Here is a 23,828-nt window from a genome sequence, read left to right as displayed (position 1 = left end):
TCACCCGGGGGCCTTTTCCGTGTCATTGGAAGTCGCGCGAACGGTGCGAGATCCCCACACGGAGATCTTCGAACGCATCCGCGACGAGGTTGGTGACCCCTTCCACCGAACGCTCCAGCATCCCGCGCACGATCAGCGCCGGCGAGTCGCGCACGATGCGTCGGTATCGGTTCCATACGCCGGTCGAGCAGATCACGTTCACCAGCCCGTGTTCGTCTTCGAGGTTGAGGAAGGTGATGCCGGATGCGGTCGCCGGCCGTTGGCGGTGGGTCACGAGGCCCGCGACCTCGATGCGCCGCCCCGACTCGTGGGCGCGCATCTCGCGCGAGGTCAGCACCCCTCGCGCATCCAGCGCGGAACGGTAATGGGTCAGCGGGTGATCGTCGGTGGAGATGCCCGTCGCCCACAGGTCGGCCGCGAGCGTCTCATAGCTCGACGGGTCGGGGAACAGGGGCGGCTGCACCGCCATGACGGTGTCGGGGAGGAACTGCGCCCGGTCCTGCGCGGCGGTGCCGGCCGACCAGATGGCCTCGCGGCGGGTCAGCCCGAAACAGTCGAAGGCACCGGCCGTGGCCAGCGCCTCCAGCTGCGCCACAGAGAGGTCGCACCGGCGCACCAGATCGCGCATGTCGCGAAACGGCCCCTCCGCGTCGCGCTCGGCGACGATGCGCGCGGCGACCTTCTCACCGACACCGGTCACCGCCCCGAGCCCCAGCCGCACCGCGAACGCACCGTCGCGACGATGCGCAGCGGACTCATCGGGAGCCGCCGCGTCGAACAGCCCCACCGGCGGCTGCGGACCACGGCAGGCATCCATCCCCGTCGGCTCGGTGCTGTCTCCGAGCGGCTCGAGTCCGGCCTGGGCGCCCGAGAGCTGCACATCGGGCCGGCGCACCTCGACACCGTGGCGCCGGGCATCCGCGGTCAGCGTCGCAGGCGAATAGAAGCCCATGGGCTGCGCCCGCAGCAGCCCCGCGAGAAACGCCGCCGGGTAGTGCAGCTTGATCCATGAGCTCGCGTAGACAAGGAGGCCGAACGAGAGCGAGTGCGACTCGGCGAACCCGAAGTTCGCGAACGCCTGGATCTTGCGGTAGATCGCATCCGCGTCCTCGCCGATCAGGCCGTGGCGCGCCATGCCGGCGTAGAGCTTCTCCTTGAGCGAGTCGATGCGCTCCTGACCGCGTTTGGAGCCCATCGCCCGGCGCATGAGGTCGGCGTCCTCGCCGGAGAGGTCTCCCACCACCATCGCCATCTGCATCAGCTGCTCCTGGAAGACGGGGATTCCCTTGGTGCGCTCGAGCACCGGGATGAGGTCGGGATGCGGGTACGTCACCTCTTCGTGGCCGAGCTTGCGCCGCACGAACGGATGCACCGCCCCGCCCTGGATCGGGCCGGGGCGGACGAGGGCGATCTCGATCACGAGATCGTAGAACGCCCGGGGCTGCAGGCGTGGCAGCAACCCCATCTGCGCGCGCGACTCGACCTGGAACACGCCGATCGAATCGGCGCGGCACAGCATGTCGTAGACCGCCGCCTCCTCCTTCGGCAGGGAACGCAACTCCCACGTCTCCCCCGTCGCCGACCGGATCAGGTCGAAGCAGTACTGGAGAGCGGAGAGCATTCCGAGCCCGAGCAGGTCGAACTTGACCAGCCCCATCCAGGCGGCGTCGTCCTTGTCCCACTGGATGACGGTGCGCCCCGGCATCCGGGCGTGCTCGATCGGCACGACCTCGCCCACCGGTCGCTCGGTGAGCACCATGCCGCCGGAGTGGATGCCGAGGTGGCGCGGCGCCTTGAGCAGCTCGGTCGCATAGGCCACGACCTGATCCGGGATGTCGTGGTCGGGCGCGCTCTCGAGCGACGCACCCCAACGCTCGACCTGCTTCGACCAGGCGTCCTGCTGTCCGGGTGAGAACCCGAGTGCCCGCGCCATGTCGCGCACGGCGTTCTTGGGGCGGTACTGGATGACATTGGCGACCTGCGCGGCGCGCTCCCGCCCGTACTGCTGGTAGACCCACTGGATGATCTCCTCGCGCCGATCGGAGTCGAAGTCGACGTCGATGTCGGGTTCCTCGTCGCGCAGACTCGACAGGAACCGCTCGAACGGCAGGTTGTAGGCGATCGCATCGACCGCCGTGATGTCGAGCAGATAGCAGACGGCGCTGTTCGCCGCCGAGCCGCGACCCTGGCAGAGGATGCCGCGGCGCCGGGCCTCCTGCACGATGCCGTAGACGATGAGGAAGTATCCGGGGAAGTCCTTCATCTCGATGACCTCGAGCTCGCGTTCGATGCGCCGACGCTGGTCCTCGGTGAGGTCTGGATAGTTGCGCGGCACCGCGTCCCACACCAGCTGCCGCAGCCACGACATGGGCGTGTGCCCCTCGGGAACGGGGAGCTTGGGCAGCGCGGGCGAAGCCTTGCGCAGCGGGAACGCCAGCTCGTCGGCGAGCGCGACACTGCGCGCGACCGCGCCGGGATACCGGGCGAAGCGGGCTGCCATCTCGGCGCCCGAGCGCAGGAAGGCGCCACCGTGGGCGGGGAGCCAGCCGTCGAGCTCGTCCATGCTGCGATTCGCCCGCACGGCGGCGATCGCCGCCGCCAGGAGCCGCCGCTCGGGCACCGCGTAGTGCACGTTTCCGGTCGCGACGACGGGAAGGCCGCGCTCTGCGGCGAGGGCGGCGAGGATGTCGTTGGTGCGGGTGTCGCGCGGGTCGCCGTGATCGATGAGCTCGACCTGCACCGCATCCCGTCCGAACAGGTCGACGAGCAGGTCGAGTTCGCGCGCCGCCCCCGCGGGGCCTTCGAGCGCGAGCGCCTGACGCACGGCGCCCTTGCGGCATCCGGTGAACACGGCCCACTGCGGATCACTCGGGCCGCCGGACTGCTCGGCGAGCTCGGTGACGTCGTACACCGGACGCCCTTTCTCAGCGCCCCGCAGCTGGGCGCGGGTGAGGGCGCCCGCGAGGCGGTGGTACCCCTCCTGCCCGCGGGCGAGCACCAGCAGATGACGTCCGACCGGATCCGGGCGACCCTTCTGCGGGGCGGGCAGATCGAGCGACAGCTCGGCACCGAACACCGTCTGCAGCCTGCGGGGCTCCGCCGCCTCAGCGAAACGCACCGAACCGTAGAAGCCGTCATGGTCGGTGACGGCGAGGGCGTGCAGCCCCAGTCGCTCGGCCTGCTCGACGAGCTCCTCGGGCGAGGACGCCCCGTCGAGGAACGAGTACGACGAGTGCGCGTGCAACTCGGCGTAGGGCACGACCTGCTCGGGGCGCTCGATCGCCGGCGGCACATAGGGGCCGCGTTTGTGCGACCACGCCGGACTGTCGCCACCGTCCGCCCCGGCGGGAACGGGCCTCGGGCGGCGCGCGTCGCTGAGGGCGCGTTCGAGCTCAGACCACGGGACGGGCGGGTTGTGCCAGCCCATCAGTCGTACCTCGCCTCGACGCTCCAGCGAGCGTCCTCGTGCACGAGCAGCCAGGCGACCTGAGCGGCGTCGACGATCTGGAACCGGTGCGCCACACGGCGGCGGGCCGCATCCCACTCGCGTTCGATGACCGTCCACGGCCCCGCCCACGAGAGCACCCCGCGCCGGACTCCCCCGACGGCGATGTCGGCGGGCGTTCCCGACAGCGCCCCGCGCTCGTCGACGAGGATGCGGGCGCCCTCGGCATCACGTACCTCGGCCGGACGGGGCTCGGGGAACACCGTGGTCGGCAGCGGCGCCGGCAGCGACCCCGGCCAGGGCAGCGACGCGTCGCGCGGGGCGATCGCGCGGTCACCCCAGGGCACCATCACCTGTCGCTCGTCGAGCCAGCGCCCACCGGCGATGACCGGCGTCAGAACGCTCCGATGCCCGAGCATCGCCTGCACCCGCGAGAGGGCGTGGTGCACCTTCTCGCGCTCTCCCCGTCCGAACAGCCCCGGGACGTGGTGAGCCTGGTCGTCGACGGCTTCGGGTGAGATGCGCACGCGCGCCACGGGGCTGCGCAGCTCCTGCTGCTCGGCGAGCTGCCAGCGCACCCGGTCCACGACCGCCGCCGCATCGAAGGTTCCCGGATGCAGCCAAACCCGTTCGCTGCGCTCTCCCCGCTCGGACTCGAGCTCCACGCGCAGCTCGGTACACACCAGCCGCAGCGCGTCGAGACCCGCGATGAACTCCTCCGCGGCCACCCGCATCCCGAAGGCAGCCTGCTCGGCGAGTTCGACCGGCGGCTCGAACACGACCTCGCGATCGAGCTCGGGCGGTACGTCGCGGGGGGTCACCGTGCGGGAGTCCGCTCCCGCGGCGAGCGCCTGAAGCCGCACGCCCTGCTCGCCGAGGCGATCGCGGATGCCGTCGGTCGGCAGCTCGGCGAACGCACCCAGCGTGTGGATTCCCAGTCGCGCCAGCAGCGAGGCGAGCGAGGTCTCGGCACCGGCGTCGTGCAGCAGGGTGGCAGGCAGGGGCGCGAGGAACGGTCCTGAGAGCCCCGAAGGCACGCACCGCACCGGCGCCTCGGCGGTCGTTGCGGCACGGGCTGCCTGCTCGGCGGTGAAAGGGCCGTCGGCGATGCCGATGCGGACATCGTTCACGCCCGCCTCGTGCAGCGCCGCACGCAGCACGTTCGCCGCCTCCTCTTCGCCGCCGTAATAGCGGGCGGGCCCCCGCGCCTTCAGGGCGCAGAGCCCCGGGCGGATGATCTGCACGTGCGGCGCGAGACGTTCGATCGCCGCCACGAGCGGTGCGAAGGCGCGATGATCTCGTGCCGCATCCATCGCCACGATCTGCAGACGAGGACAGGCGCCCTGCGCGTCGCGACGACGCTGGCCACGGCGCACCCCGTCGGCACGGGCCGCTGCGGAGCAGGCGACCACGACGTTCTTCTCGACGACGGCGACCGCCGCCGCATCCTCGCCGCTCTCGCGTCCGAAGGCGACCACCGGCCAGTCCGGGATCCAGACGACGAGAGCGCGCACGGGCATCTAGCCCACCGCCCTCATGGGCACGGGAGCTGCGGGAGCGACGGCAGTGAGGGCGCCGTCGCGATCGGGAAGCATGAGACGCGCCCGCCGGGGCACGGGAGAGCGGCGCGACTGCACGGCGATCGTCACCGTGCGCGACGACAGGTAGCCGTAGCCGTCGCCGAGTCCGTCCCACTGGGAATCGACGATCTGCAGCGCGGCCTCCGCCTGCGGCCAGACCCCCTGCACCAGAAGGCTTGCCCCGCGGTCGCGCAGTCGGGCCATGAAGCGGGAGGCCTCGGCATCCGAGACCGCGCCGGCCGGGCGCACGGCGACCACCGGCATGACCTCGGCGAGGGTCGCGGCCACGGCCAGCCAGCGCGGGCCGGGCTCGGGGACGAGGACGAGGCGCTCGAGCGCGACCCCCAGCCCCGCCGCGGCCTCGGCGCCCAGCTCCGGCATCCCCACGGCCGCGCACCACGCCCCCTCGCGCGAGGGACGGGCGAGCAGCGAGAGCAGCAACGACGTCGAGGGGGCGACCGTATAGGCGGAGCCGGCACGCAGCCCCCCGCCGGGAAGGAGCTCGGCCAGCGCCGGGTGCACCGGCCGCACGGCCGCATCCATCCGCCGGCCTTGAACGCGCTCGAGCTGCGCGCGGAGGCGATGGACCTCACCCACGGCGTCTTCTCGCACGATCACCTTCACTCCGACAGGCTAGAACGGATGTTCTAGTTCTTCAATGTCAGATTCGAAGATACGAACGAGTTCGGACATCCCCTTCGCGCGCAGACCCGCGACGTCTGCACGAGGAGTGGGGCAGGCGGCACCCTACGTGCCGCCTGGGACATCAGGCCAGCGATCGATCGTGCACACGTCGCTCGGATCCGACGATCTCGGCCGTCGTCCGGATGCGGGCGAACCCGCCTTGCTGAAGGACGAGGGCCGTGGTCGCCATGATCTCCGCCGCCGTTCGCGTCACGCGCCCCATGCCGCTGATCTCGGCATCGAGATCGAAGGTGCGGGTCGCATCCCACACCACCGTGGTGTCGTACCCGAGGTTGCCGGCCATGCGCGCGGTCGTCTCGACGCACATGTTGGTCTGGATGCCGCAGATCAGCAGCTCCCCTATCCCCCGCTCCTGCAACCAGGCATGCAGGTCGGGGTCGCCGTAGAACGCGGAGTTCACGCTCTTGGTGATCAGCAGCGCGGCCGGGGCGCGGCCGACGACATCGACGAGCGCGTTGCCGGCGGCAGACGGATGCAGCACAGATGTCTCGCTGCGAGAGTCGTGGCGGACCACGACGACCGGGATGCCCTCGAGGTCGGCGTACCGCAACAGCGCGGCGACGTTCTGCTCGCACTGCGGGTTCGCCGTCGGCCCCCAGAACTCCAGGTCGTCGAACCCCTTCTGCATGTCGATCACCACGAGCGCGCGCGTCATGCCTTCATCCCACCACGCGACGCCCGCTGCGGCGCCTCACCCGACTGCCGACCGACGACCGATTCCTGCCGCAGCACGCGTCGGCGATGCGGCAGCACGCCCCACACCACGCCGCCGAGCACGAGAGCGAGCCCGACCACCTGCGCCGGACCGAACGACTCCCCCGCGAGCACGACCCCCAGCACGACGCCGGTGACCGGATTCAGCAGCCCGACGAGACCGACCGCGGCGGCGGGCAGCCGCTGCAGACCGGCGAACCAGGCCGCGTAGGCCACCGCCGTACCGATGAGCATGACGTAGGCGAACCCGACGAAGCCCTCGGGCGTGAGCTGCGGGGGCGGCCCCTCGACGACCAGCGCGACGGGCACGAGGACGACGGAGCCCGCCAAGAGCTGCCACGACGTCATCGCGAGGGCCGGCACGCCCTGCCCCCAGCGCGAGGTGAGCACGAACCCGAAGGAGGAGGCGACCATGGCCCCCAGCGAGGCGGCGATGCCCCACGGATCGACCGACCCCGCGCCGACGCCGAGCATGAGCACGACACCCGCGATCCCGACGGCCGCCCCCAGCGCAGCGGCGAGGCGCGGCCGCTGCCCCAGCAGCGCCCAGGCGAAGAGCATGATGCACGCCGCGGAGGTGGACATGAGGGTCGCCGCCAGGCTCGAGGGAAGCCGCTGGCCGACGATGTAGATCAGCACGCTGAAGCCGCCGACGTTCAAGAGGCCCAGCAGCAGCGACCGCCACCACCACGAGCCGCGCGGCAGCCGGCGGGCGAACAGCAGCACGAGCAGTCCCGCGGGCAGGCATCGGATGACAGCGCCCCACAGCGGGACATCGGGCGGCAACAGGTGCCGGGTCACGACATAGGTACTGCCCCAGGCGATCGGTGCGATCGCGGTGACGAGGATCCACCGTCGCCATTTATCTTCCATGGAAGGAAATACTACCTTCCATGGAAGATATCGTGGTCGCATGAGCGGAACCGAGGATCGCGTCAGCCGCATCCAGGACGACTGGCGACGAGAGCGCCCAGATCTCGACCCCTCCCCCCAGGGCGTGATCGGCCGCATCCACCGCGTGGGCCTGGCTCTCACCCGCGAGCTCACCGCGGTCTACGCCCGCTTCGGGCTCACCGAGGCGGAGTTCGACCTGCTCGCCTCACTCCGGCGGGCAGGCGCGCCCCACAGCAGACCTGCCGGCGAGCTGGCCGAGCACACCATGGTCACCTCGGGCGGGCTCACCAAACGCGTCGACCGCCTCGTCGAGCGTGGCCTCGTCACGCGCTCCGGGTCCGATGCCGACGGCAGGCGCCGCCTGGTCGCGCTGACCGCTTCGGGACGCGCGCTGATCGACGACGCGTTCACCGCCCACATCGCCAACGAACATCGACTGGTCGCGATGCTGGACGCGCCGGATGCGGAGCAGCTCGCCCGCATCCTGCAGCACTGGAGCGAGCGGCTCGAGCGGTAGGAGGGCTCAGGCGGCGAGCGCCAGGTACGGCTCCCACCGCGGATCGGCCCGCTCGGTCCCGCGCACGCTCCAGCCCGAACCGTGGGGCACATCCGGCACGAGCCGCAGCGTCCACGACATCTCCTGCGGCGTGCGATCCCCCTTGACGTTGTTGCAGCGCAGGCAGCACGCCACCAGGTTCTGCCAGGTGTCGCGCCCGCCGCGGGAACGCGGCAGCACATGGTCGATGGTGGATGCGGCCTTCCCGCAGTAGGCGCAACGGTGCCCGTCGCGGCGCAGCACGCCCCGGCGGGTGACCGGCACGTTGCGCACATTCGGTATGCGCACGTAGCGGGTGAGGATGATGACCGCGGGCCGGTCATAGATCTGCGTCGTCCCCCAGATGGGCACGTCCTCGACGCGTTCGACGATGGTCGCCTTCTCGTTCATGACGAGCACGAGTGCTCGCTTGAAGGAGACGACGGCCAATGGCTCGTAGCCGGCGTTCAGCACCAGTGTGCGCATTCCCTGTCCTCTCGAATGGCCCGGACGGCTTCGCGGATATTCGATTCGATGGACGCATCGGGGGTGCGGAGGCATGAAAAAAGGCGCTGTCTCATAGACAGCGCCTTGAACGCACGGGAAACCCGTGAGTGTCGGTCACGTGATGCCGAAGGACGAGCAGACCGAGCGCATCCATGGTTCGGATGCGTGGCGAACTGCCCATCGGCGCCCTCCGCTTCTCTCAGCGTCGTGCCCTCAGGGTAGCCCACCGCGACGCGCCCGGGACGCGTGCTTGATGAACTCTCGGAATCGTGTCGGGGTCAGCCCGCGTTGGCCTGCAGCCAGGCGTAGGGATCGACCAGGCCGCCGCCGATGCGCACCTCGAAGTGGAGGTGGTTGGCGGTGGAGGAGCCGGTGCTTCCCATCAGGCCGATGATCTGGCCGGCCTCGACGTAGTCGCCCGGGTTCACCAGAGTCTGGGTCATGTGGCCGTACAGGGTGGTGACGCTCTGGCCGTTGATCACGCTGTCGAGCACGACCGCGTAGCCGTAGCCGTAGTACCAGCCGGCGACGCGCACGGTTCCTGCGGCGGCGGCGAACTCGGGGGTACCGGCCGCGCCGAGCAGGTCGACGCCCTGGTGATAGCCGTCGGCTCCGAATCCGCGACCGACGCGGATCTGCGACATGTCGAGCGGCCAACGCACGGCACCGCTGCCGGGGGCGACCATGTTCAGGTCGATGTTGGCGGCGGAGAACGAGGCGGCGGAACCGGCGGCGGCGATGCGCGCGGCGGCGGCTTCGGCGGCCTTCTTCTTCTCGACCTCTTCGGGCGTGGTCGCCGCATAGCTGCCGCGGTCGAGACCCGCCGAGGTGACGGTGGAGGCGACGACGAGCGACTGCGGGTTCTCTGCCGCCACCTGCTCGATGGTCGCCGCATCTGTACCGCCGTTGAACGCGGCGTAGGCGGGAAGGGCGACGGTCGCGACGAGACCACCGACCATGCTGAGGATCACGACGCTGCGCAGGGGCTTGCGGAAGCTGCGGCCGGCGCGGGCCGGGCGTGCGGCGCGTACGACTGCGGTCTTGGTGCGGGTCACCTGACCCTGGGCGGTGCGAGCCAGTTCGCGCATGCTGCGGCGACTGGTCACGGGATTCGCGGCGGCCTCGGGCGCGCCTGCCGACGAATCGTCGTTCTGTTCAGCCAAATCATCCTCCGGCGCCTCCGCGCTCATGGCGCTGGCTCGTCGGCACTCGATGTCGGGGCACGATATGCGGGTTGCACCACACGGACGACGAGCCGGAGAGGCAATCCGTGCGGGATCCATCGGTGGGCTTCTCACCTGCGGACTGTCCGAGGCTACCCGAAGGTAACGAATAAGTCACGCCGGCGGCGGCCGGATCAATACCCCGACGGGCTGTGGAGAGCAGCTCTCAGCGGGCGTCGGCGACGAGGAAGATGTGGCCGGCGACCTCGACCGGGAGCTCCAGCCCCTCATCCGAACCGTCCATCTGCACGAGGACGTAGCCCTCGTTGTACTGGAACGATCCGGCGGCACCGGGGACCACGCCGGCGGCCCGCAGCTGCTGCAGGAGCTCGGGGTCGACCTGGGCGGGCTCGGCAAGGCGACGCACGGTGCCGGCGATCGGGCCGCCCTCGGCGTCGAGCTTGCGGACGAGGCCGACGACGCCCTCTTCGAACGTGGAGCTGGGCAGGTCGCCCAGCTGGTCCAGGCCCGGGATGGGGTTGCCGTAGGGCGACTCGGTGGGGTGTCCGAGCAACTCGACGAGCCGACGCTCGACCTGCTCGCTCATGACGTGCTCCCAGCGGCAGGCCTCTTCGTGGACGTACGCCCAGTCGAGCCCGATCACGTCGCTGAGCAGACGCTCCGCGAGGCGGTGCTTGCGCATGACGTCGACGGCCTTCTGCCGGCCGGCGCCCGTCAACTCCAGCGAGCGATCGTCGGAGACGATGACGAGGCCGTCGCGCTCCATCCGCCCGACGGTCTGCGAGACGGTCGGGCCGGAGTGACCGAGGCGTTCGCTGATGCGTGCACGCAACGGAACGATGTTCTCCTCCTCGAGCTCGAGGATGGTGCGCAGATACATCTCTGTCGTGTCGATCAGATCGGTCATGAACGTGTCCTCGAAGTCATAGGGGGCCCGAAGAAAGCCTATCCAACGTGACGATGGTCACGGCGGTCGGCGGCGAGCACGCCCCTAGAATCGAGCCATGTCCCACGTCGTGCTCCCTCGCGAGATCCTGCCCGCCGACGGCCGCTTCGGATGCGGCCCCTCGAAGATCCGCCCGGAGCAGGTCGCTGCTCTGGCCGAGCGCGGTTCGTCGCTGCTGGGCACCTCGCATCGCCAGGCTCCCGTGAAGAACCTCGTCGCGAGTGTGCGGGAGGGCCTCGCGGCGCTGCTGCGCCTGCCCGAGGGGTACGAGATCGTCGTCGGCAACGGCGGATCGACCGCTTTCTGGGATGCGGCCGCCTTCGGCCTCATCGAGAACCGCGCGCAGAACCTGGTGTTCGGCGAGTTCGGCGGCAAGTTCGCCGCGGCCGCGGCCGCACCGTGGCTGCAGGCGCCCGACGTCCGCAAAGCCGAACCCGGCACGAGCGCGTCGCCCGAGGCCGTGGAGGGCGTCGACGTGTACGCCTGGCCGCATAACGAGACCTCGACGGGTGTCGCCACGCGCATCGCCCGCGTCGCCGCCGACGCCGGCGCCGGCGCGCTGACGGTGATCGACGCGACGAGCGCGGCGGGCGGCATCGACTTCGACGTCGCCGAGACCGATGTCTACTACTTCGCCCCGCAGAAGAACCTCGGCTCCGACGGCGGCCTGTTCTTCGCGGCGGTCTCACCCGCGGCGATCGAGCGCATCGAACGCATCGCCGCATCCGGTCGCTACATCCCGGAGTTCCTGAGCCTCAAGAACGCGCTCGACAACTCCCGCCTGCAGCAGACGCTCAACACCCCCGCACTGTCGACGCTGGTGCTGCTCGATGAGCAGGTGCGCTGGATCAACGGCAACGGCGGCCTGGGCTGGGCGGCTGCACGCACCGCGGAGTCGTCGCAGGTGCTCTACGACTGGGCCGAGGCCTCGAGCGTCGCGACGCCCTTCGTCGCCGACGTCGCCGATCGCTCCCCCGTGGTCGTCACGATCGACTTCGACGAGAGCGTGGATGCGGCGGCCGTGGCCGCGAGCCTGCGCGCGAATGGCATCGTCGACACGGAGCCGTACCGCAAGCTCGGCCGCAACCAGCTGCGGGTGGCGACGTTCACCTCGATCGATCCCGACGACGTGCGCCAGCTGACGCGCAGCATCGACTACACCCTCGAGCGCCTCTGATCGGGCGGGTCTGCGCGCACCGCCGGGTGAGTACACGTTCGCCGGGTGAGCATTCGATGTGATGCTCACCCGGCGAACGGATGCTCAGTGGGCGTCGCCCGTGGCCGACTCAGTCCTCGTCGGGCTCGTCCTCATCCTCATCGGGCTCGTCCTCGTCGGACTCGTCCTCATCGTCGGACTCTTCGTCCTCGTCGTAGTCGTCGTCGAGCTCGTCGATGTCGACGCCGTCGACGTCGCCCGCGTGGAGGATCGACTCGCCGTCGTCCTCCGACTCGTCGCCCTCATCGGCGTCGTCGTCGAGATCGTCCGCATCCTCATCGGAGTCGTCGTCCTCGGCGTCGTCCTCATCGCCTTCGGCCTCCGCGGCCGCTTCCGCCGCCGCGGCCTGCTGGGCGTGGTACTCCGCCAGGCGAGTGGCCCACGGCACCCATTCGGGCGCGAGGAGGGCGCCGTCGCCGGGGAGCAGCTCGACCTCGAGGACCGTGGGCTCGGCCCCCTCGACACGTGCCAGCGAGACCGTCCAGTACCAGCCCGGGTATCCGGCCAGGCGGTTCTCGAAACGGAGCGAGACGACACCGTCGGGCTCGAGCGAGTATCCGGCCGCCGGGCCGACGCTCTGCGGCGTGGTGATCTCGTGGAGCGCCGACAGCGCCAGCGCGTGAGCGGCGAGGAGCTCGGCATCGGGCTCACGGGGCTCGACCTCGAGCTCGACAGCGTCGGCGATGGCGGCTTCCTCCGCTGCCACCTCCGTCACCACGGTCTCATCGGACTGCGCGACGAACTCCGCATCGACGGCCTCATCCCAGACCGGCTCCGCGCCGGGCTCAGGCGTCGAGGTCATCGGCTACCTTGCGCAGCACAGCGGCGATCTTCTTCGAGTGCGACGACGAGGGATAGCGCCCGCGGCGCAGGTCGCCGCCGATCCCATCGAGCAGCTTCACGAGGTCCTCGAGGATGATCGCCATGTCGTCGGCGGGCTTGCGCGCACGCTTCGCGAGGCTGACGGGGGCATCGAGCACCCGCACCGACAGCGCCTGCAGTCCGCGCTTGCCGTCGGCCACGCCGAACTCCAGCCGCGTGCCGGGCTTGACCGAGGTCGTGCCCTGCGGGAGAGCCGTGGCGTGAAGAAAGACGTCCTGACCGTCATCCGAGGAGATGAAGCCGAACCCCTTCTCCTCGTCGTAGAACCTGACCTTGCCGGTGGGCATGGACACCTCGCTGCTGCTCTGCACCCGGAAATCGTTCGCGGGCGCGACGGAACGCGGATCGGAAGATCCCCTCGTTCCAGCCTACGACACCCCCGCCGAGGCGATAGGCTGATGCGGATGAGCAAGCCCACGCCCGACAGCGACCTCCCGGTCAGCCGCCTCGACCGCATCCTCGCGTTCATGGCGCTGGGGCTGCTCGCGCTCTCGGTGCTGTCGTTCCTGTCGATCATGATCGGCACGGCCATGGGTCTCACCCACGAGGACTACGGCACGGGCATCTGGCCGGCCGTGAGCGCCATCGTCTACATCGCTCCCCCGCTGGCGTTCGTGCTCATGCTCACCGTCATCATCCGCGCCTTCATCAGAAGGGCTCGGGCCAACCGAGCCGGGTGACGGTGGCGGGCCCCTCGGACGAACGCGCGCTGGCGTCGCTGCTTGCCGCGTCCGGCGATGAGGAGCTGGCCCAGCTCTTCGCCGCCCGGAGGCTCGCGCCGTCGACTCCCGCGCAGGACTTCTTCGACGTCGCGGCGACGCTTCTCAGCGACGTCAGCATCGATCGCGCCCTGACACGACTGGCCGCACCCGAGCTCGCGGCCCTGGCATCGGCGCAGGCGGAGCCGGTCGCTCCGCCCCTGCGCGCGGCGCTCGCATCCCGCGCCCTGCTCGATGCCGACGGCGTCCCGTTCCAGGCGGTGCGGTCGCGACTAGCCGAACGCGCCGGGTCCGAGGCGTTCGCCTCGCCCGAGGTGAGCCCGCTCGTCCCCGCAGATCCGCAGAGCGCCGCGGCGGCGGCGGAACGCGCTTTCGAGCAGGTGGCCTCCCTCGCCGACATCCTGCTCGCCGCCACATCCGCTCCCCTGTCGCGCACGGGCGCCGGCGCGGTCAGCGCGACCGAACGCCGCCGGCTCATCGACGACGGCGCGGTCGCCTCGTCCGAGCAGCTCGAGGATCTGATCCTCCTCGGAGCCGACGCCGGATTGCTCAGCGACGAGGATCGCAGCTGGCAGGCGACGGATGCGGCGCCCGAGTGGCTCGATTCGGGTACGAGCGAACGGTGGGGTGAGGTCGCGACGGCGTACGTGCGCGCTCTTCCCGACGCACTGCGCACGCCCGAGGGCGGCTTCCTCCCGCCCCCGGTGTGGCCGGGCGTGTACCGCCTCGACCCCGAATGGCCGGATCAGGCTGCGGCCCTGACGCGCCGGGGGGTGCTGTGGGGCGTCCTCGCCGAAGACGGCGTGCTGCCCTGGACCGCGCAGCTGTCGAGCACCGGAGAGGTCGACACCCGCACGCTCACGGCGGCGCTGCCTCCGGAGGTCGACAACATCTACCTGCAGGCCGACCTGTCGGCCATCTCTCCCGGCCCGCTCGCGCCGCGGCTCGAGCAGCGGTTGCGCCGGATGGCGACGCGTGAGACCAGGGCGCAGGCCTCGACCTATCGCTTCACCGCCGAGTCGTTGACGGCCGCGATGAGCGGCGGCGAGAGCGCCGAGTCCGTGCACGCCTTCCTGAGCGAGATCTCCCTCACCGGCATCCCCCAGCCGCTGGCGTATCTCATCGACGCGACCGCCGCGCGTCACGGCGCGATCCGTGTCGGCACGGATGCGGCCACGGGCCGTACGGTGGTACGCAGCTCGTCCCCGCAGCTGCTCGCGACCATCGGAGTCGACCAGTCACTGCGCCCCGTGGGTCTTGTCGAGCACGAGGGCGCCCTCGTCTCGCGTGCCGGACGGGATGCCGTCTACTGGTCGCTCGTGGATGCGCGCTACCCCGTGGTCGCCGTCGACGAGAACGACCAGCTCGAGCGGGTCGTGCGTCGAACGACCAGGCAGGCCGCGACCGAGCCTCCTCCGCGAGAGCAGTACGGAGCACTCATCGCCGCACTGCGCGGTGCGCAGTCCGGGGATGCGGATGCCGCATGGCTCGAGCGCGAGCTCGAGCAGGCCGTACGCACCCGCGCGGCGATCGACGTCACGGTGAGCCTGCCCGACGGATCGACGCGGGTCTTCGCGCTCGAGGCGACGGGCCTCGGCGGCGGGCGCCTTCGCGGACTCGACCGCGCCGCCGATGTCGAGCGCACCCTGCCGATGACGAGCATCGTCTCGGTGAGTCCGCGCTGACGGCGAGCCGACCCGCATCCGCCTCGGCGCCGGTAAACTCGACGGTTATGTCCGACGGCCCCCTGATCGTCCAGAGCGATCGCACGGTTCTGCTCGAAGTCGCCCACCCCGAGTCCGAGAACGCACGGCACGAGCTCGCCGTCTTCGCCGAGCTCGAGCGCGCTCCGGAGCACATCCACACCTACCGCATCACGCGTCTCGGGCTGTGGAACGCCCGCGCCGCCGGACACGACGCGCAGGACATGCTCGACACCCTCGACCGCTGGTCGCGCTTCCCCGTGCCGCCGTCGGTCGCCACCGACATCCGAGAGACGGTCGGCCGCTACGGGCGCCTCGTGATCGAACGCGGTCCGTACGGCGACGACGACGACGCGCTGCTGCTGCGCTCCACGGATGCGGCCGTGCTCGCCGAGGTCTCCCGCAACAAGCGCATCCAGCCTCTGCTCATCGCGCATCCCTCCCCCGGCGTGCACGTGATCGACGCGTGGGCGCGGGGCCAGATCAAACAGGAACTGCTGAAGATCGGCTGGCCGGCCGAGGACCTCGCCGGCTACACCCCCGGCACCCCGCATCCGATCGATCTCGAAGAGACGGACTGGTCGCTGCGTCCCTACCAGCGCCAGGCCGTGGACATCTTCACGGAGGGCGGTTCCGGCGTCGTCGTGCTTCCCTGCGGCGCGGGCAAGACCCTCGTGGGAGCGGCTGCGATGGCCGACACGAAGACCACGACACTCATCCTCGTGACCAACGCGGTCAGCGCACGCCAGTGGCGCGACGAACTGCTCAAGCGCACGACCCTCACCCCCGAGGAGATCGGCGAGTACTCGGGCCAGGTCAAGGAGGTCAAGCCCGTCACGATCGCGACGTATCAGATCCTCACCGCGAAGCGGAAAGGCGAGTACGCCCACCTCGCCCTGCTCGATGCGCTGGACTGGGGCCTCGTGGTCTACGACGAGGTGCATCTGCTGCCGGCGCCCGTGTTCAAGCTGACCGCCGACCTGCAGGCTCGGCGGCGCCTCGGCCTCACGGCGACGCTCGTTCGCGAGGACGGCCGCGAGGGCGACGTCTTCAGCCTCATCGGCCCCAAGCGCTTCGACGCACCCTGGAAGGAGATCGAAGCCCAGGGCTTCATCTCCCCCGCCGCCTGCTTCGAGGTGCGCGTCGACCTGCCCGCCGACGAGCGGCTCGAGTACGCCGCCGCCGTCGACGAGGACCGCTATCGTCTGGCCGCCACCGCGCCGGCGAAGATCGATGTCGTCCGCGCGCTCGCTGCGCGGCACAGCGACGAGCAGATCCTCGTGATCGGCCAGTATCTCGACCAGATCGACATCATCGCCGAGGCGCTCGGCGCCCCGAAGATCACCGGCGCGACGCCGGTCGACGAGCGCGAACAGCTCTACCAGGCGTTCCGCGAGGGCACGGTGCCGCTGCTCGTGGTCTCGAAGGTCGCCAACTTCTCGGTCGACCTGCCGGATGCGTCCGTCGCCATCCAGGTCTCCGGATCGTTCGGGTCCCGCCAGGAGGAGGCGCAGCGCCTCGGTCGCCTGCTCCGCCCGAAGAGCAACGGCCACACGGCCAGCTTCTACACGCTCATCGCCCGCGACACGGTCGATCAGGACTTCGCGCAGAACCGTCAGCGCTTCCTCGCCGAGCAGGGCTACAGCTACACGATCCTGGATGCGGACGACCTGCTGGCGGCAACGCGCTGACCCGCCGGAACGCCCGCATCCAGCCATCCCACCGAATCGGTCACCATAATGGGCCTATGACCGCACCGCGCATCCTCGTCGTCGACGACGAACCGAACATCCGCGACCTGCTCATCACGAGTCTCAAGTTCGCCGGTTTCCAGGTTCGCGCCGTCTCCAACGGGGCACAGACGATCTCGGCCGTCCTCGAGGAGGAGCCGGATCTCATCGTGCTCGATGTCATGCTGCCCGACATGAACGGCTTCAGCGTGACCAAGCGCCTCCGCGAGGCCGGATACACCGCTCCGATCCTGTTCCTGACCGCGAAGGACGACACGGAGGACAAGATCACCGGGCTGAACGCGGGGGGCGACGACTACGTCACCAAACCGTTCTCGCTCGATGAGATCGTCGCCCGCATCCAGGCGATCCTGCGCCGCACGATGCAGGCGGACGAGGAGTCCGTGATCCGCGCCGGCGAGCTCACCATGGACCAGGACACGCATGACGTGTACGTGGGCGACGCGCAGATCGAGCTGAGCCCGACCGAGTTCAAGCTGCTGCGCTATCTCATGCTCAACCCGAACCGGGTTCTGTCCAAGGCGCAGATCCTCGATCACGTCTGGGAGTACGACTTCAACGGCGACGCCGGCATCGTCGAGAGCTACATCTCGTACCTGCGCCGCAAGATCGACCCGCACTCCTCCGAGCCCCTCATCCAGACCAAGCGCGGCTTCGGCTACATGCTGAAGACCAAGTCCTGACACCGGAGCGCGCCCTGGGCACCGAGAGCGACAGCGTCACACGCTGGTGGCGCGGGATCAGCCTGCGCGCGAAGGTGACCGGGGTGACGGTGGCGGTGCTCGTCATCGGCCTTCTCGCGGCGGGTCTGGGAACCATGGTGTTCCTGCGCACGACGCTGCTGACGAACCTCGACCAGAACCTCAAGCAGGTGGCCCAGTCGGCCATCGCGAGTGCACTGGTGGAGGCCACGATCGACTCCGACGGCACCCTCGAGTTCGCGCCGAGGGAGGAAGCCGGCGGCACCGCGTACACGGTGGCGCTGTACGCCTGCACGGCGGAGGGCGCTCGGCTCGCGGTCGCGGGGGGCCAGGATGCGTCGACGACGCCGGTGCTGCCCGACACCTACCCCTGCGATCGCGCGTACATCGACCAGGACACCGTCACGACGCTCGACGGCAGCAACAACTCGCACTTCCGCGCGACGGTGATCGTGACCCCGGTAGAGGGGACGAACGCGACCGTCGTGCAGCTGGTGGCGGTGCCCACCGGGCCGACAGAGCGGATCGTCGCCACCTATCTCGGCATCTACGCGATCCTGGCGCTGGTCATCGTGATCGCGAGCGCCTTTCTCATCCGGTGGGTCGTGACCCTCACTTTCCGCAGCCTCGGGCAGGTCGAGCGCACGGCCGATGCGATCGCCGGCGGCGACTTCAGCCAGCGCATGACCGACATCGAGCCGGACACCACCGAGGTCGGCCGACTCAAACGTGCCATCAACACGATGCTCGGGCGCGTCGACGCGGCGATCTCGCAGCGCGACGCCACCGTGCGTCAGATGCGCCGGTTCATCGGCGATGCGAGCCACGAGCTGCGCACGCCTCTCGTGACCGTGCGCGGTTACGCGGAGCTCTATCGGATGGGCGCGATCCCGGATGCGGAGGCCACCGCGCAGGCCATGGAGCGCATCGAGAAGGAGGCCATGCGCATGACCTCCATGGTCGAGGATCTCCTCGCCCTCGCACGCCTCGATGAGAAGCGCGATCTCGTGCTCGCCCCCGTCGATCTGCGCCCGATCGCCCGCGATGCGGCACTGGATGTGGGCGCATCGGCACCGCAGCGCAGCGTGAGCGTGATCGACACGACCTCCGCCGCTCCCGAGCCCCTGCGCACACCGCCGGTATCGGCCTCGCCGCAGGCGCCCGCAGATGTGCCCCCGCGTCGGCGCGGAGCCGTTCCCACGGCCGCGATCACCCTGGCTGCCCGTCTGCGGCGGCGCCCGCGCGACGGCGGCGACACCGGAGAGGTGCATCCGCTGCCCGTTGCCTTCCATCCGCGCACGCCGATCATGCCGCCGGTCGTCATGGGCGAGGAGAACCGCATCCGTCAGGTGGTCGCGAATCTGCTGGGCAACGCGCAGCGCTTCTCGGCGCCGGACTCCCCCATCGAGCTTCGCGTGGGCACGGATCTCGAGACCCGCATGGGCTGGATCGATGTGATCGACCACGGCGAGGGCATTCCGGAGCAGATCCGCACGCAGATCTTCCAGCGGTTCTGGCGCGCCGACACCTCGCGCGCCCGGGAGACGGGCGGATCGGGACTTGGGCTGTCGATCGTCGCCTCCATCGTGGAGTCGTTGCAGGGAACCGTCGAGGTGCGCGACACCGAGGGCGGCGGAGCGACCTTCCGGGTCTCGCTCCCCCTCGCCGTCGACCAGGACGCCTCCGCGCACCTGCTCATCGACACCCAGCCGCTGGAGCGTCTGCCGGATCTCCCGCTGTCCTGATCTCCCCAATCGGCGAGAGCCGGCATGTGGTCCCCATCCGTCGGAGCGGACGCGATGTCGCAGCGCGCGGCCTCTAACGTCGGAGTCTCCGACAGAGAGGAGCTCCCATGGCGACCTTCGCCGTAGACAGCGACCAAGTGGCGGCAGCGACCATCGCGATCCGCGGAACCATCGACCGGCTGCAGGGAGAGTCCACGGCACTGCTCGCTCAGCTCGGTGCGCTGCAGAGCTCGTGGACCGGTGCCGCATCCGGCATGTTCCAGGGCACGATCGAACAGTGGCGGGCCGCGCAGCGCACCGTCGAGGACGCCCTCGCGAGCATCCACGTGGCGCTCGGTGTGGCCGCACAGCACTACACCGAGGCGGAGCAGGCGAACATGACGTTGTTCCGCTGAGATCTCCGGTCCCCCCACCGGAAACGGCGGATGCCCCGGTCCCTTGCGGGACCGGGGCATCCGTTCGTGAGGTCTGGATTCAGAAGTCCATGCCGCCCGACGGGTCAGCGGGAGCGGCGGCAGCCTTCTCCGGCTTGTCGGCGACGACGGCCTCGGTGGTCAGGAACAGACCGGCGATCGACGCGGCGTTCTGCAGCGCCGAACGGGTGACCTTGGCGGGGTCGATGATGCCCTGCGCGAAGAGGTCGCCGTACTCACCGGTCGCGGCGTTCAGACCGTGACCGACGGGCAGGTCCGCCACCTTGTTGGCGACGACACCGGGCTCGAGGCCCGCGTTCAGAGCGATCTGCTTGAGCGGAGCCTCGATGGCGACGCGAACGATGTTCGCACCCGTCGCCTCGTCACCGGTCAGCTGCAGACCCTCGAAAGCGGTCTTGCCGGCCTGGATGAGCGCGACGCCACCACCGGCGACGACACCTTCTTCGACGGCGGCCTTCGCGTTGCGGACGGCGTCTTCGATGCGGTGCTTGCGCTCCTTGAGCTCGACCTCGGTGGCCGCGCCCGCCTTGATGACGGCGACGCCGCCTGCGAGCTTGGCGAGGCGCTCCTGCAGCTTCTCGCGGTCGTAGTCGCTGTCCGTGTTGTCGATCTCGCGACGGATCTGGGTCACGCGACCCTCGATCTGAGCGGAGTCGCCGGCACCCTCGACGATCGTGGTCTCGTCCTTGGTGATGATGACCTTGCGGGCACGGCCGAGCAGGTCGAGGGTGGCGTTCTCGAGCTTGAGACCGACCTCCTCGGTGATGACCTGTCCGCCCGTGAGGATCGCGATGTCCTGCAGCTGGGCCTTGCGGCGGTCGCCGAAGCCGGGAGCCTTGACGGCAGCCGACTTGAAGATGCCGCGGATCTTGTTCAGCACCAGGGTCGCGAGGGCTTCGCCCTCGACGTCCTCGGCGATGATGAGGAGCTCCTTGCCGTCCTGGATCACCTTGTCGACGATCGGCAGGAGATCCTTGATGTTCGAGATCTTCTGGTTGGCGATCAGGATGTAGGGGTCTTCGAAGACCGCTTCCTGACGCTCCGGGTCGGTCACGAAGTAGGGGTTCAGGTAGCCCTTGTCGAAGCGCATACCCTCGGTGAGCTCGAGCTCGGTGCCGAAGGTGTTGGACTCCTCGACGGTGACCACACCCTCCTTGCCGACCTTGTCGATCGCCTCGGCGATGAGCTCGCCGATCGCGGGGTCAGCGGCGGAGATCGACGCGGTGGCGGCGATCTGCTCCTTGGACTCGATCTCCTTGGCGTCGGCCAGCAGCGCCTCGGTCACCGCGGCGACAGCCTTCTCGATGCCCTTCTTGAGCGAGATGGGGTCGGCGCCGGCCGCGACGTTGCGCAGACCCTCACGCACGAGCGCCTGCGCGAGGACCGTGGCCGTCGTGGTTCCGTCACCGGCGACGTCATCGGTCTTCTTCGCGACCTCCTTGACGAGCTCCGCGCCGATCTTCTCGTACGGGTCGTCGAGCTCGATCTCCTTGGCGATGGAGACACCGTCGTTCGTGATCGTGGGTGCGCCCCACTTCTTCTCGAGGACGACGTTGCGGCCACGGGGACCCAGGGTCACCTTGACGGCGTCGGCCAGGATGTTGAGGCCGCGCTCGAGGCCACGACGGGCCTCCTCATCGAAAGCGATGATCTTTGCCATGTGTGTCTCGTCCCTCCCGGACGTTGGCTTGCGTCTTTAGCACTCAGTGATATCGAGTGCTAACTCATTCTGGCACTCGCCCCCTGGGAGTGCAAGCCGCCGCGCGTTGCCCGGAAGAAGGCGGAGCACACGGCGAGACCCCCGCGCACCGACGGGTGCGCGGGGGTCTCGTGAGAGGAGGTCTCAGGCGACGATGCGAACCGACTCCGCCTGCGGACCCTTCTGTCCGCTGCCGACCGTGAACTCCACGGCCTGCCCTTCTTCGAGGACGCGGAATCCGGTCATGTCGATGTTCGAGTAGTGGACGAAGACGTCCTCACCGTCGCCGGAGGTGATGAATCCATACCCCTTCTCGGCGTTGAACCATTTGACGGTGCCCTGGGCCATACGAGTCTCCTGATGCTGTAGAACGCAGTCATCGTATGCAGCGGAAACAGCGTGGAAGCGACGGATCCGACACAGTTGACACAGCAGCAGCGAACTATTTACGCCGCGGAAACACGCGGCCCTCGATGGGGAGGCTCAGGGGGTCGGCGTGGGACTGGGCGCCCCTGCGGCGGTGCGGTCGAGTCCGATCACGATCGTCAGCTGCTTCGCCTGCGACTCGTCCACATCGGCCGTGCCTGCATCGTCCGTCGGCTGATACTGCGTGCTCTGGGCGACGTCCGCTCCGCCGATGAGCTCGGCGAGACCCTTGGCCGCCGCCTCGTCGCCCGGGAACGCGTAATAGACCGTCGTCTGCGGGAAGTCCGTGGCACTGGCACTGCTCGCGTTGACGAGGTCTGCAGCCCAGCCCTTGGCGATCAGCTCGTCCTTCATGGTGGTCGCCAGGCCTGTCTCCGGCGTCGCGTTGAGCACCAGCACGGAGAAGGACATGTCGACCACGGGCGTCACCTCGGGCGTCGGAGTCGGGGTGGGTGTCGGCGAGGGCACCAGCACGATGCGCCCGGAAAGCACCAGGCTCCCGAAGATCCCCGCAGCGATGAGGACGATCGTGACGACGATCGCCCAGAGCGTGACGACGCCCGCCCGCATTCGCGGGTTCTCGGCGCGGTGGGCTCCGACACGCCCCGAGGTGTTCGGCAGGTCGTCGAATCGGTCGCGGGGATGCGGGTTTCGGGACACCCCACGATGCTACCGGAGCCCCTCGCTCCGTCTGCGGAACGGGCCTCAGGCGCCGCGGCGAGCTGTCGAACGCTCACGCCGACGATCGTCGCGGATGCGGCGCAGCCGGCCGACGAGGAGCGGATCCTGGGCCAGAGCGGCCTGCGAATCGATCAGTCGCCCCAGCAGCTGGTAGTACCGTGCCGGCGCGAGCTGAAGCTCGACCCGGATCGCTTCCTCCTTGGCGCCGGTGTGTCCGAGCCAGCGCGCCTCGAAGGCGAGCAGCTGGGAGTCGCGCTCGCTCAGAGCGTCGGATGCGGAGTCGCGCACGGGCACGAGGCAACGCTAACCGAGGGTTCCCGCCGCAGCCGGACGCCACTCCACGGCCGCCCCCAGCGGGTCGACTGCGGCGAGCACCTCGCCATCCAGGGCCAGCGCGAAGCGACCCTTCGGCCAGGCGGCCTCGTCGATCGGCCCGCTCCAGCCGTCGTGCAGCCGCGGTGCGTCGATCGTGATCCAGCGCCCTGATGCCCGTGCCGCGTCGATGATGCGACGCCGCCCCTCCCAGGGGACGTGCGCCAGGACTCCCGGTGTCGTGACCACGAGGGTCGCGTCGGGTGGTGCGGCCAGCGCCAGCTCGGCGATGACGCCGGGCGCCGCCGCATCCGCCGCTCGCAGGATCGGAGGCTCTTCGGCCGCCATGTCGAGGGCCGCGTCGATACGCTCCCGTCTTCCGCTCTCCCCCGGCCACACGAGCCCCGTGAGCCAGCGGCGATCGCCGGCGGAGCGGGCGTCGAGCGGATGCAGGTCGATGCCCGCCCGCCACACGACCGTCGGGATCCGCAGCCCCGCGTCCGGACCGCTCCAGTCGGATGAGAGCACGACGGGTGCCGGACCGGCGATCGGATCGAGCCGTCGTGTCCGGCCCGTATCCGCGACGTAGCGATAGGAGTAGCGGTCCGGGTAGAGGCACAGGCCCGCGCTCGCGCCGATCTCCAGGAGGGCGATGGGGCCTTCGATCTGCGAGAGCGCGGGAAGCAGCGCGGCGCAGCGCCCGGGCTCGTTCGTCTGCACAGAGCGCGCCGCGGACTCCGCCACGAGGACGTCGGCGTGCGTGAGCACCCACGCTCCCCACTCCTCACCCTCCGTCTCCGGCGCTCCCAGGAGCCTGCTGACGGCGAACACGAGGGGCGGCTGCCGATGCGTCGCCGGGATCCGCGCGAGAACGGAGGCGAGTTCCGGGGCGGTATGCACCGCGTGCGCCCACTGCTCGTAGAGCGTGCTGCGACCCGGCGCCTCTTCCTCGGCGAAGCGCCGGTAGCGCGCGATGACTGCCTCGAGTTCGCTCACCCGCTCATTCTCGGTCACACGGGAACAGTGCCCTCGCAGGTCGGGTTGAATGG

23 protein-coding genes are annotated in these 23,828 nt (G+C 70.0%); 8 read left to right on the top strand and 15 right to left on the bottom strand.

Annotated features, from left to right (window positions below; all coding sequences use genetic code 11):
- Window positions 1-22: 22 nt before the first annotated feature.
- The 5 genes from QE374_RS13950 to QE374_RS13930 all read right to left on the bottom strand — a co-directional run bounded on the left by QE374_RS13950 (window position 23) and on the right by QE374_RS13930 (window position 7,317).
- Window positions 23-3,427, bottom strand: a complete 3,405-nt coding sequence (locus QE374_RS13950; protein ID WP_309735814.1) for an error-prone DNA polymerase — start codon at window positions 3,425-3,427, stop codon at window positions 23-25.
- Window positions 3,427-4,965 carry a DNA polymerase Y family protein gene (locus QE374_RS13945; protein ID WP_309735812.1) on the bottom strand — a complete coding sequence of 513 codons (1,539 nt, stop codon included), beginning with the start codon at window positions 4,963-4,965 and terminating at the stop codon, window positions 3,427-3,429. The genes QE374_RS13950 and QE374_RS13945 overlap by 1 nt, the downstream gene beginning before the upstream one ends.
- Window positions 4,966-5,649, bottom strand: a complete 684-nt coding sequence (locus QE374_RS13940; RefSeq protein WP_274285904.1) for a hypothetical protein — start codon at window positions 5,647-5,649, stop codon at window positions 4,966-4,968. It abuts the gene before it with no gap.
- A 142-nt stretch (window positions 5,650-5,791) separates the two neighbouring features.
- Entirely contained in the window at window positions 5,792-6,385 is a 594-nt protein-coding gene (locus tag QE374_RS13935; protein ID WP_309735809.1) for a cysteine hydrolase family protein, read from the bottom strand.
- Complete coding sequence (locus QE374_RS13930) at window positions 6,382-7,317, bottom strand: EamA family transporter (protein ID WP_309735806.1); 936 nt, start codon at window positions 7,315-7,317, stop codon at window positions 6,382-6,384. Before QE374_RS13930 ends, QE374_RS13935 begins: the two co-directional genes overlap by 4 nt.
- Before the next feature lie 40 nt (window positions 7,318-7,357).
- On the opposite strand from QE374_RS13930, the gene QE374_RS13925 reads away from it, so the two are divergent.
- Entirely contained in the window at window positions 7,358-7,855 is a 498-nt protein-coding gene (locus QE374_RS13925; protein ID WP_309735804.1) for a MarR family transcriptional regulator, read from the top strand.
- A gap of 6 nt (window positions 7,856-7,861) precedes the next feature.
- On the opposite strand, the gene QE374_RS13920 is transcribed toward QE374_RS13925, so the two are convergent.
- From QE374_RS13920 to QE374_RS13910, 3 genes are all read right to left on the bottom strand, one after another.
- A complete protein-coding gene (locus QE374_RS13920; protein WP_137417646.1) occupies window positions 7,862-8,359 on the bottom strand; it encodes an HNH endonuclease in 498 nt (165 codons plus the stop codon).
- 299 nt (window positions 8,360-8,658) lie between these two features.
- The gene (locus QE374_RS13915; RefSeq protein WP_309735801.1) at window positions 8,659-9,543 is read right to left on the bottom strand and encodes a M23 family metallopeptidase; all 885 of its coding nucleotides are present in this window, start codon (window positions 9,541-9,543) and stop codon (window positions 8,659-8,661) included.
- Window positions 9,544-9,769: 226 nt separating this feature from the next.
- Window positions 9,770-10,471 carry a metal-dependent transcriptional regulator gene (locus QE374_RS13910; RefSeq protein WP_309735799.1) on the bottom strand — a complete coding sequence of 234 codons (702 nt, stop codon included), beginning with the start codon at window positions 10,469-10,471 and terminating at the stop codon, window positions 9,770-9,772.
- 97 nt (window positions 10,472-10,568) lie between these two features.
- Here QE374_RS13910 and serC point away from each other — a divergent pair, with 97 nt between their 5' ends.
- Complete coding sequence (gene serC, locus QE374_RS13905; RefSeq protein WP_309735797.1) at window positions 10,569-11,687, top strand: phosphoserine transaminase; 1,119 nt, start codon at window positions 10,569-10,571, stop codon at window positions 11,685-11,687.
- A 109-nt stretch (window positions 11,688-11,796) separates the two neighbouring features.
- Here serC and QE374_RS13900 read toward each other — a convergent pair whose 3' ends face one another.
- Window positions 11,797-12,528, bottom strand: coding sequence for a DUF3027 domain-containing protein (locus QE374_RS13900; protein WP_309735795.1), 732 nt, complete (start codon window positions 12,526-12,528; stop codon window positions 11,797-11,799).
- Window positions 12,512-12,895 (bottom strand): cold-shock protein, encoded by a 384-nt coding sequence (locus QE374_RS13895; RefSeq protein ID WP_137419171.1) that lies wholly within the window; start codon window positions 12,893-12,895, stop codon window positions 12,512-12,514. Before QE374_RS13895 ends, QE374_RS13900 begins: the two co-directional genes overlap by 17 nt.
- Before the next feature lie 117 nt (window positions 12,896-13,012).
- Between QE374_RS13895 and QE374_RS13890 the strand changes: the two genes are divergently transcribed.
- The 6 genes from QE374_RS13890 to QE374_RS13865 all read left to right on the top strand — a co-directional run bounded on the left by QE374_RS13890 (window position 13,013) and on the right by QE374_RS13865 (window position 19,622).
- Window positions 13,013-13,288, top strand: coding sequence for a multidrug ABC transporter ATPase (locus tag QE374_RS13890; RefSeq protein WP_309735793.1), 276 nt, complete (start codon window positions 13,013-13,015; stop codon window positions 13,286-13,288).
- On the top strand, window positions 13,285-15,012 hold the full coding sequence (locus QE374_RS13885; RefSeq protein WP_309735791.1) for a helicase-associated domain-containing protein: 1,728 nt from the start codon (window positions 13,285-13,287) through the stop codon (window positions 15,010-15,012). Before QE374_RS13890 ends, QE374_RS13885 begins: the two co-directional genes overlap by 4 nt.
- A gap of 47 nt (window positions 15,013-15,059) precedes the next feature.
- Window positions 15,060-16,721, top strand: coding sequence for a DNA repair helicase XPB (locus tag QE374_RS13880; RefSeq protein WP_309735789.1), 1,662 nt, complete (start codon window positions 15,060-15,062; stop codon window positions 16,719-16,721).
- Window positions 16,722-16,777: 56 nt separating this feature from the next.
- Window positions 16,778-17,464, top strand: coding sequence for a response regulator transcription factor (locus QE374_RS13875; RefSeq protein WP_307323673.1), 687 nt, complete (start codon window positions 16,778-16,780; stop codon window positions 17,462-17,464).
- Window positions 17,465-17,547: 83 nt separating this feature from the next.
- Window positions 17,548-19,227: a HAMP domain-containing sensor histidine kinase gene (locus tag QE374_RS13870; protein ID WP_309735787.1), complete on the top strand. Its 1,680-nt coding sequence runs from the start codon at window positions 17,548-17,550 to the stop codon at window positions 19,225-19,227.
- Between the two features lie 107 nt (window positions 19,228-19,334).
- Window positions 19,335-19,622 (top strand): WXG100 family type VII secretion target, encoded by a 288-nt coding sequence (locus QE374_RS13865; RefSeq protein WP_307323669.1) that lies wholly within the window; start codon window positions 19,335-19,337, stop codon window positions 19,620-19,622.
- A 79-nt stretch (window positions 19,623-19,701) separates the two neighbouring features.
- Here the strand turns inward: QE374_RS13865 and groL are convergent, their stop codons facing one another.
- The 5 genes from groL to QE374_RS13840 form a co-directional block, all read right to left on the bottom strand.
- Window positions 19,702-21,321, bottom strand: coding sequence for a chaperonin GroEL (groL, locus tag QE374_RS13860; protein ID WP_309735782.1), 1,620 nt, complete (start codon window positions 21,319-21,321; stop codon window positions 19,702-19,704).
- A 183-nt stretch (window positions 21,322-21,504) separates the two neighbouring features.
- The gene (locus QE374_RS13855) at window positions 21,505-21,708 is read right to left on the bottom strand and encodes a cold-shock protein (RefSeq protein WP_137417657.1); all 204 of its coding nucleotides are present in this window, start codon (window positions 21,706-21,708) and stop codon (window positions 21,505-21,507) included.
- 135 nt (window positions 21,709-21,843) lie between these two features.
- On the bottom strand, window positions 21,844-22,446 hold the full coding sequence (locus tag QE374_RS13850) for a LytR C-terminal domain-containing protein (RefSeq protein ID WP_309735779.1): 603 nt from the start codon (window positions 22,444-22,446) through the stop codon (window positions 21,844-21,846).
- A 45-nt stretch (window positions 22,447-22,491) separates the two neighbouring features.
- Complete coding sequence (locus QE374_RS13845) at window positions 22,492-22,761, bottom strand: DUF3263 domain-containing protein (protein ID WP_309735776.1); 270 nt, start codon at window positions 22,759-22,761, stop codon at window positions 22,492-22,494.
- 9 nt (window positions 22,762-22,770) lie between these two features.
- Complete coding sequence (locus QE374_RS13840; protein ID WP_309735774.1) at window positions 22,771-23,775, bottom strand: DUF2332 domain-containing protein; 1,005 nt, start codon at window positions 23,773-23,775, stop codon at window positions 22,771-22,773.
- Window positions 23,776-23,828: the final 53 nt, after the last annotated feature.

The organism is Microbacterium sp. SORGH_AS_0428 (assembly GCF_031453615.1).
In the GTDB taxonomy this organism is placed as follows: Bacteria; Actinomycetota; Actinomycetes; order Actinomycetales; family Microbacteriaceae; genus Microbacterium.
The sequence above is the reverse complement of the archived record's forward strand: the minus strand, read 5'-3'. Positions and strand labels throughout refer to the sequence as shown.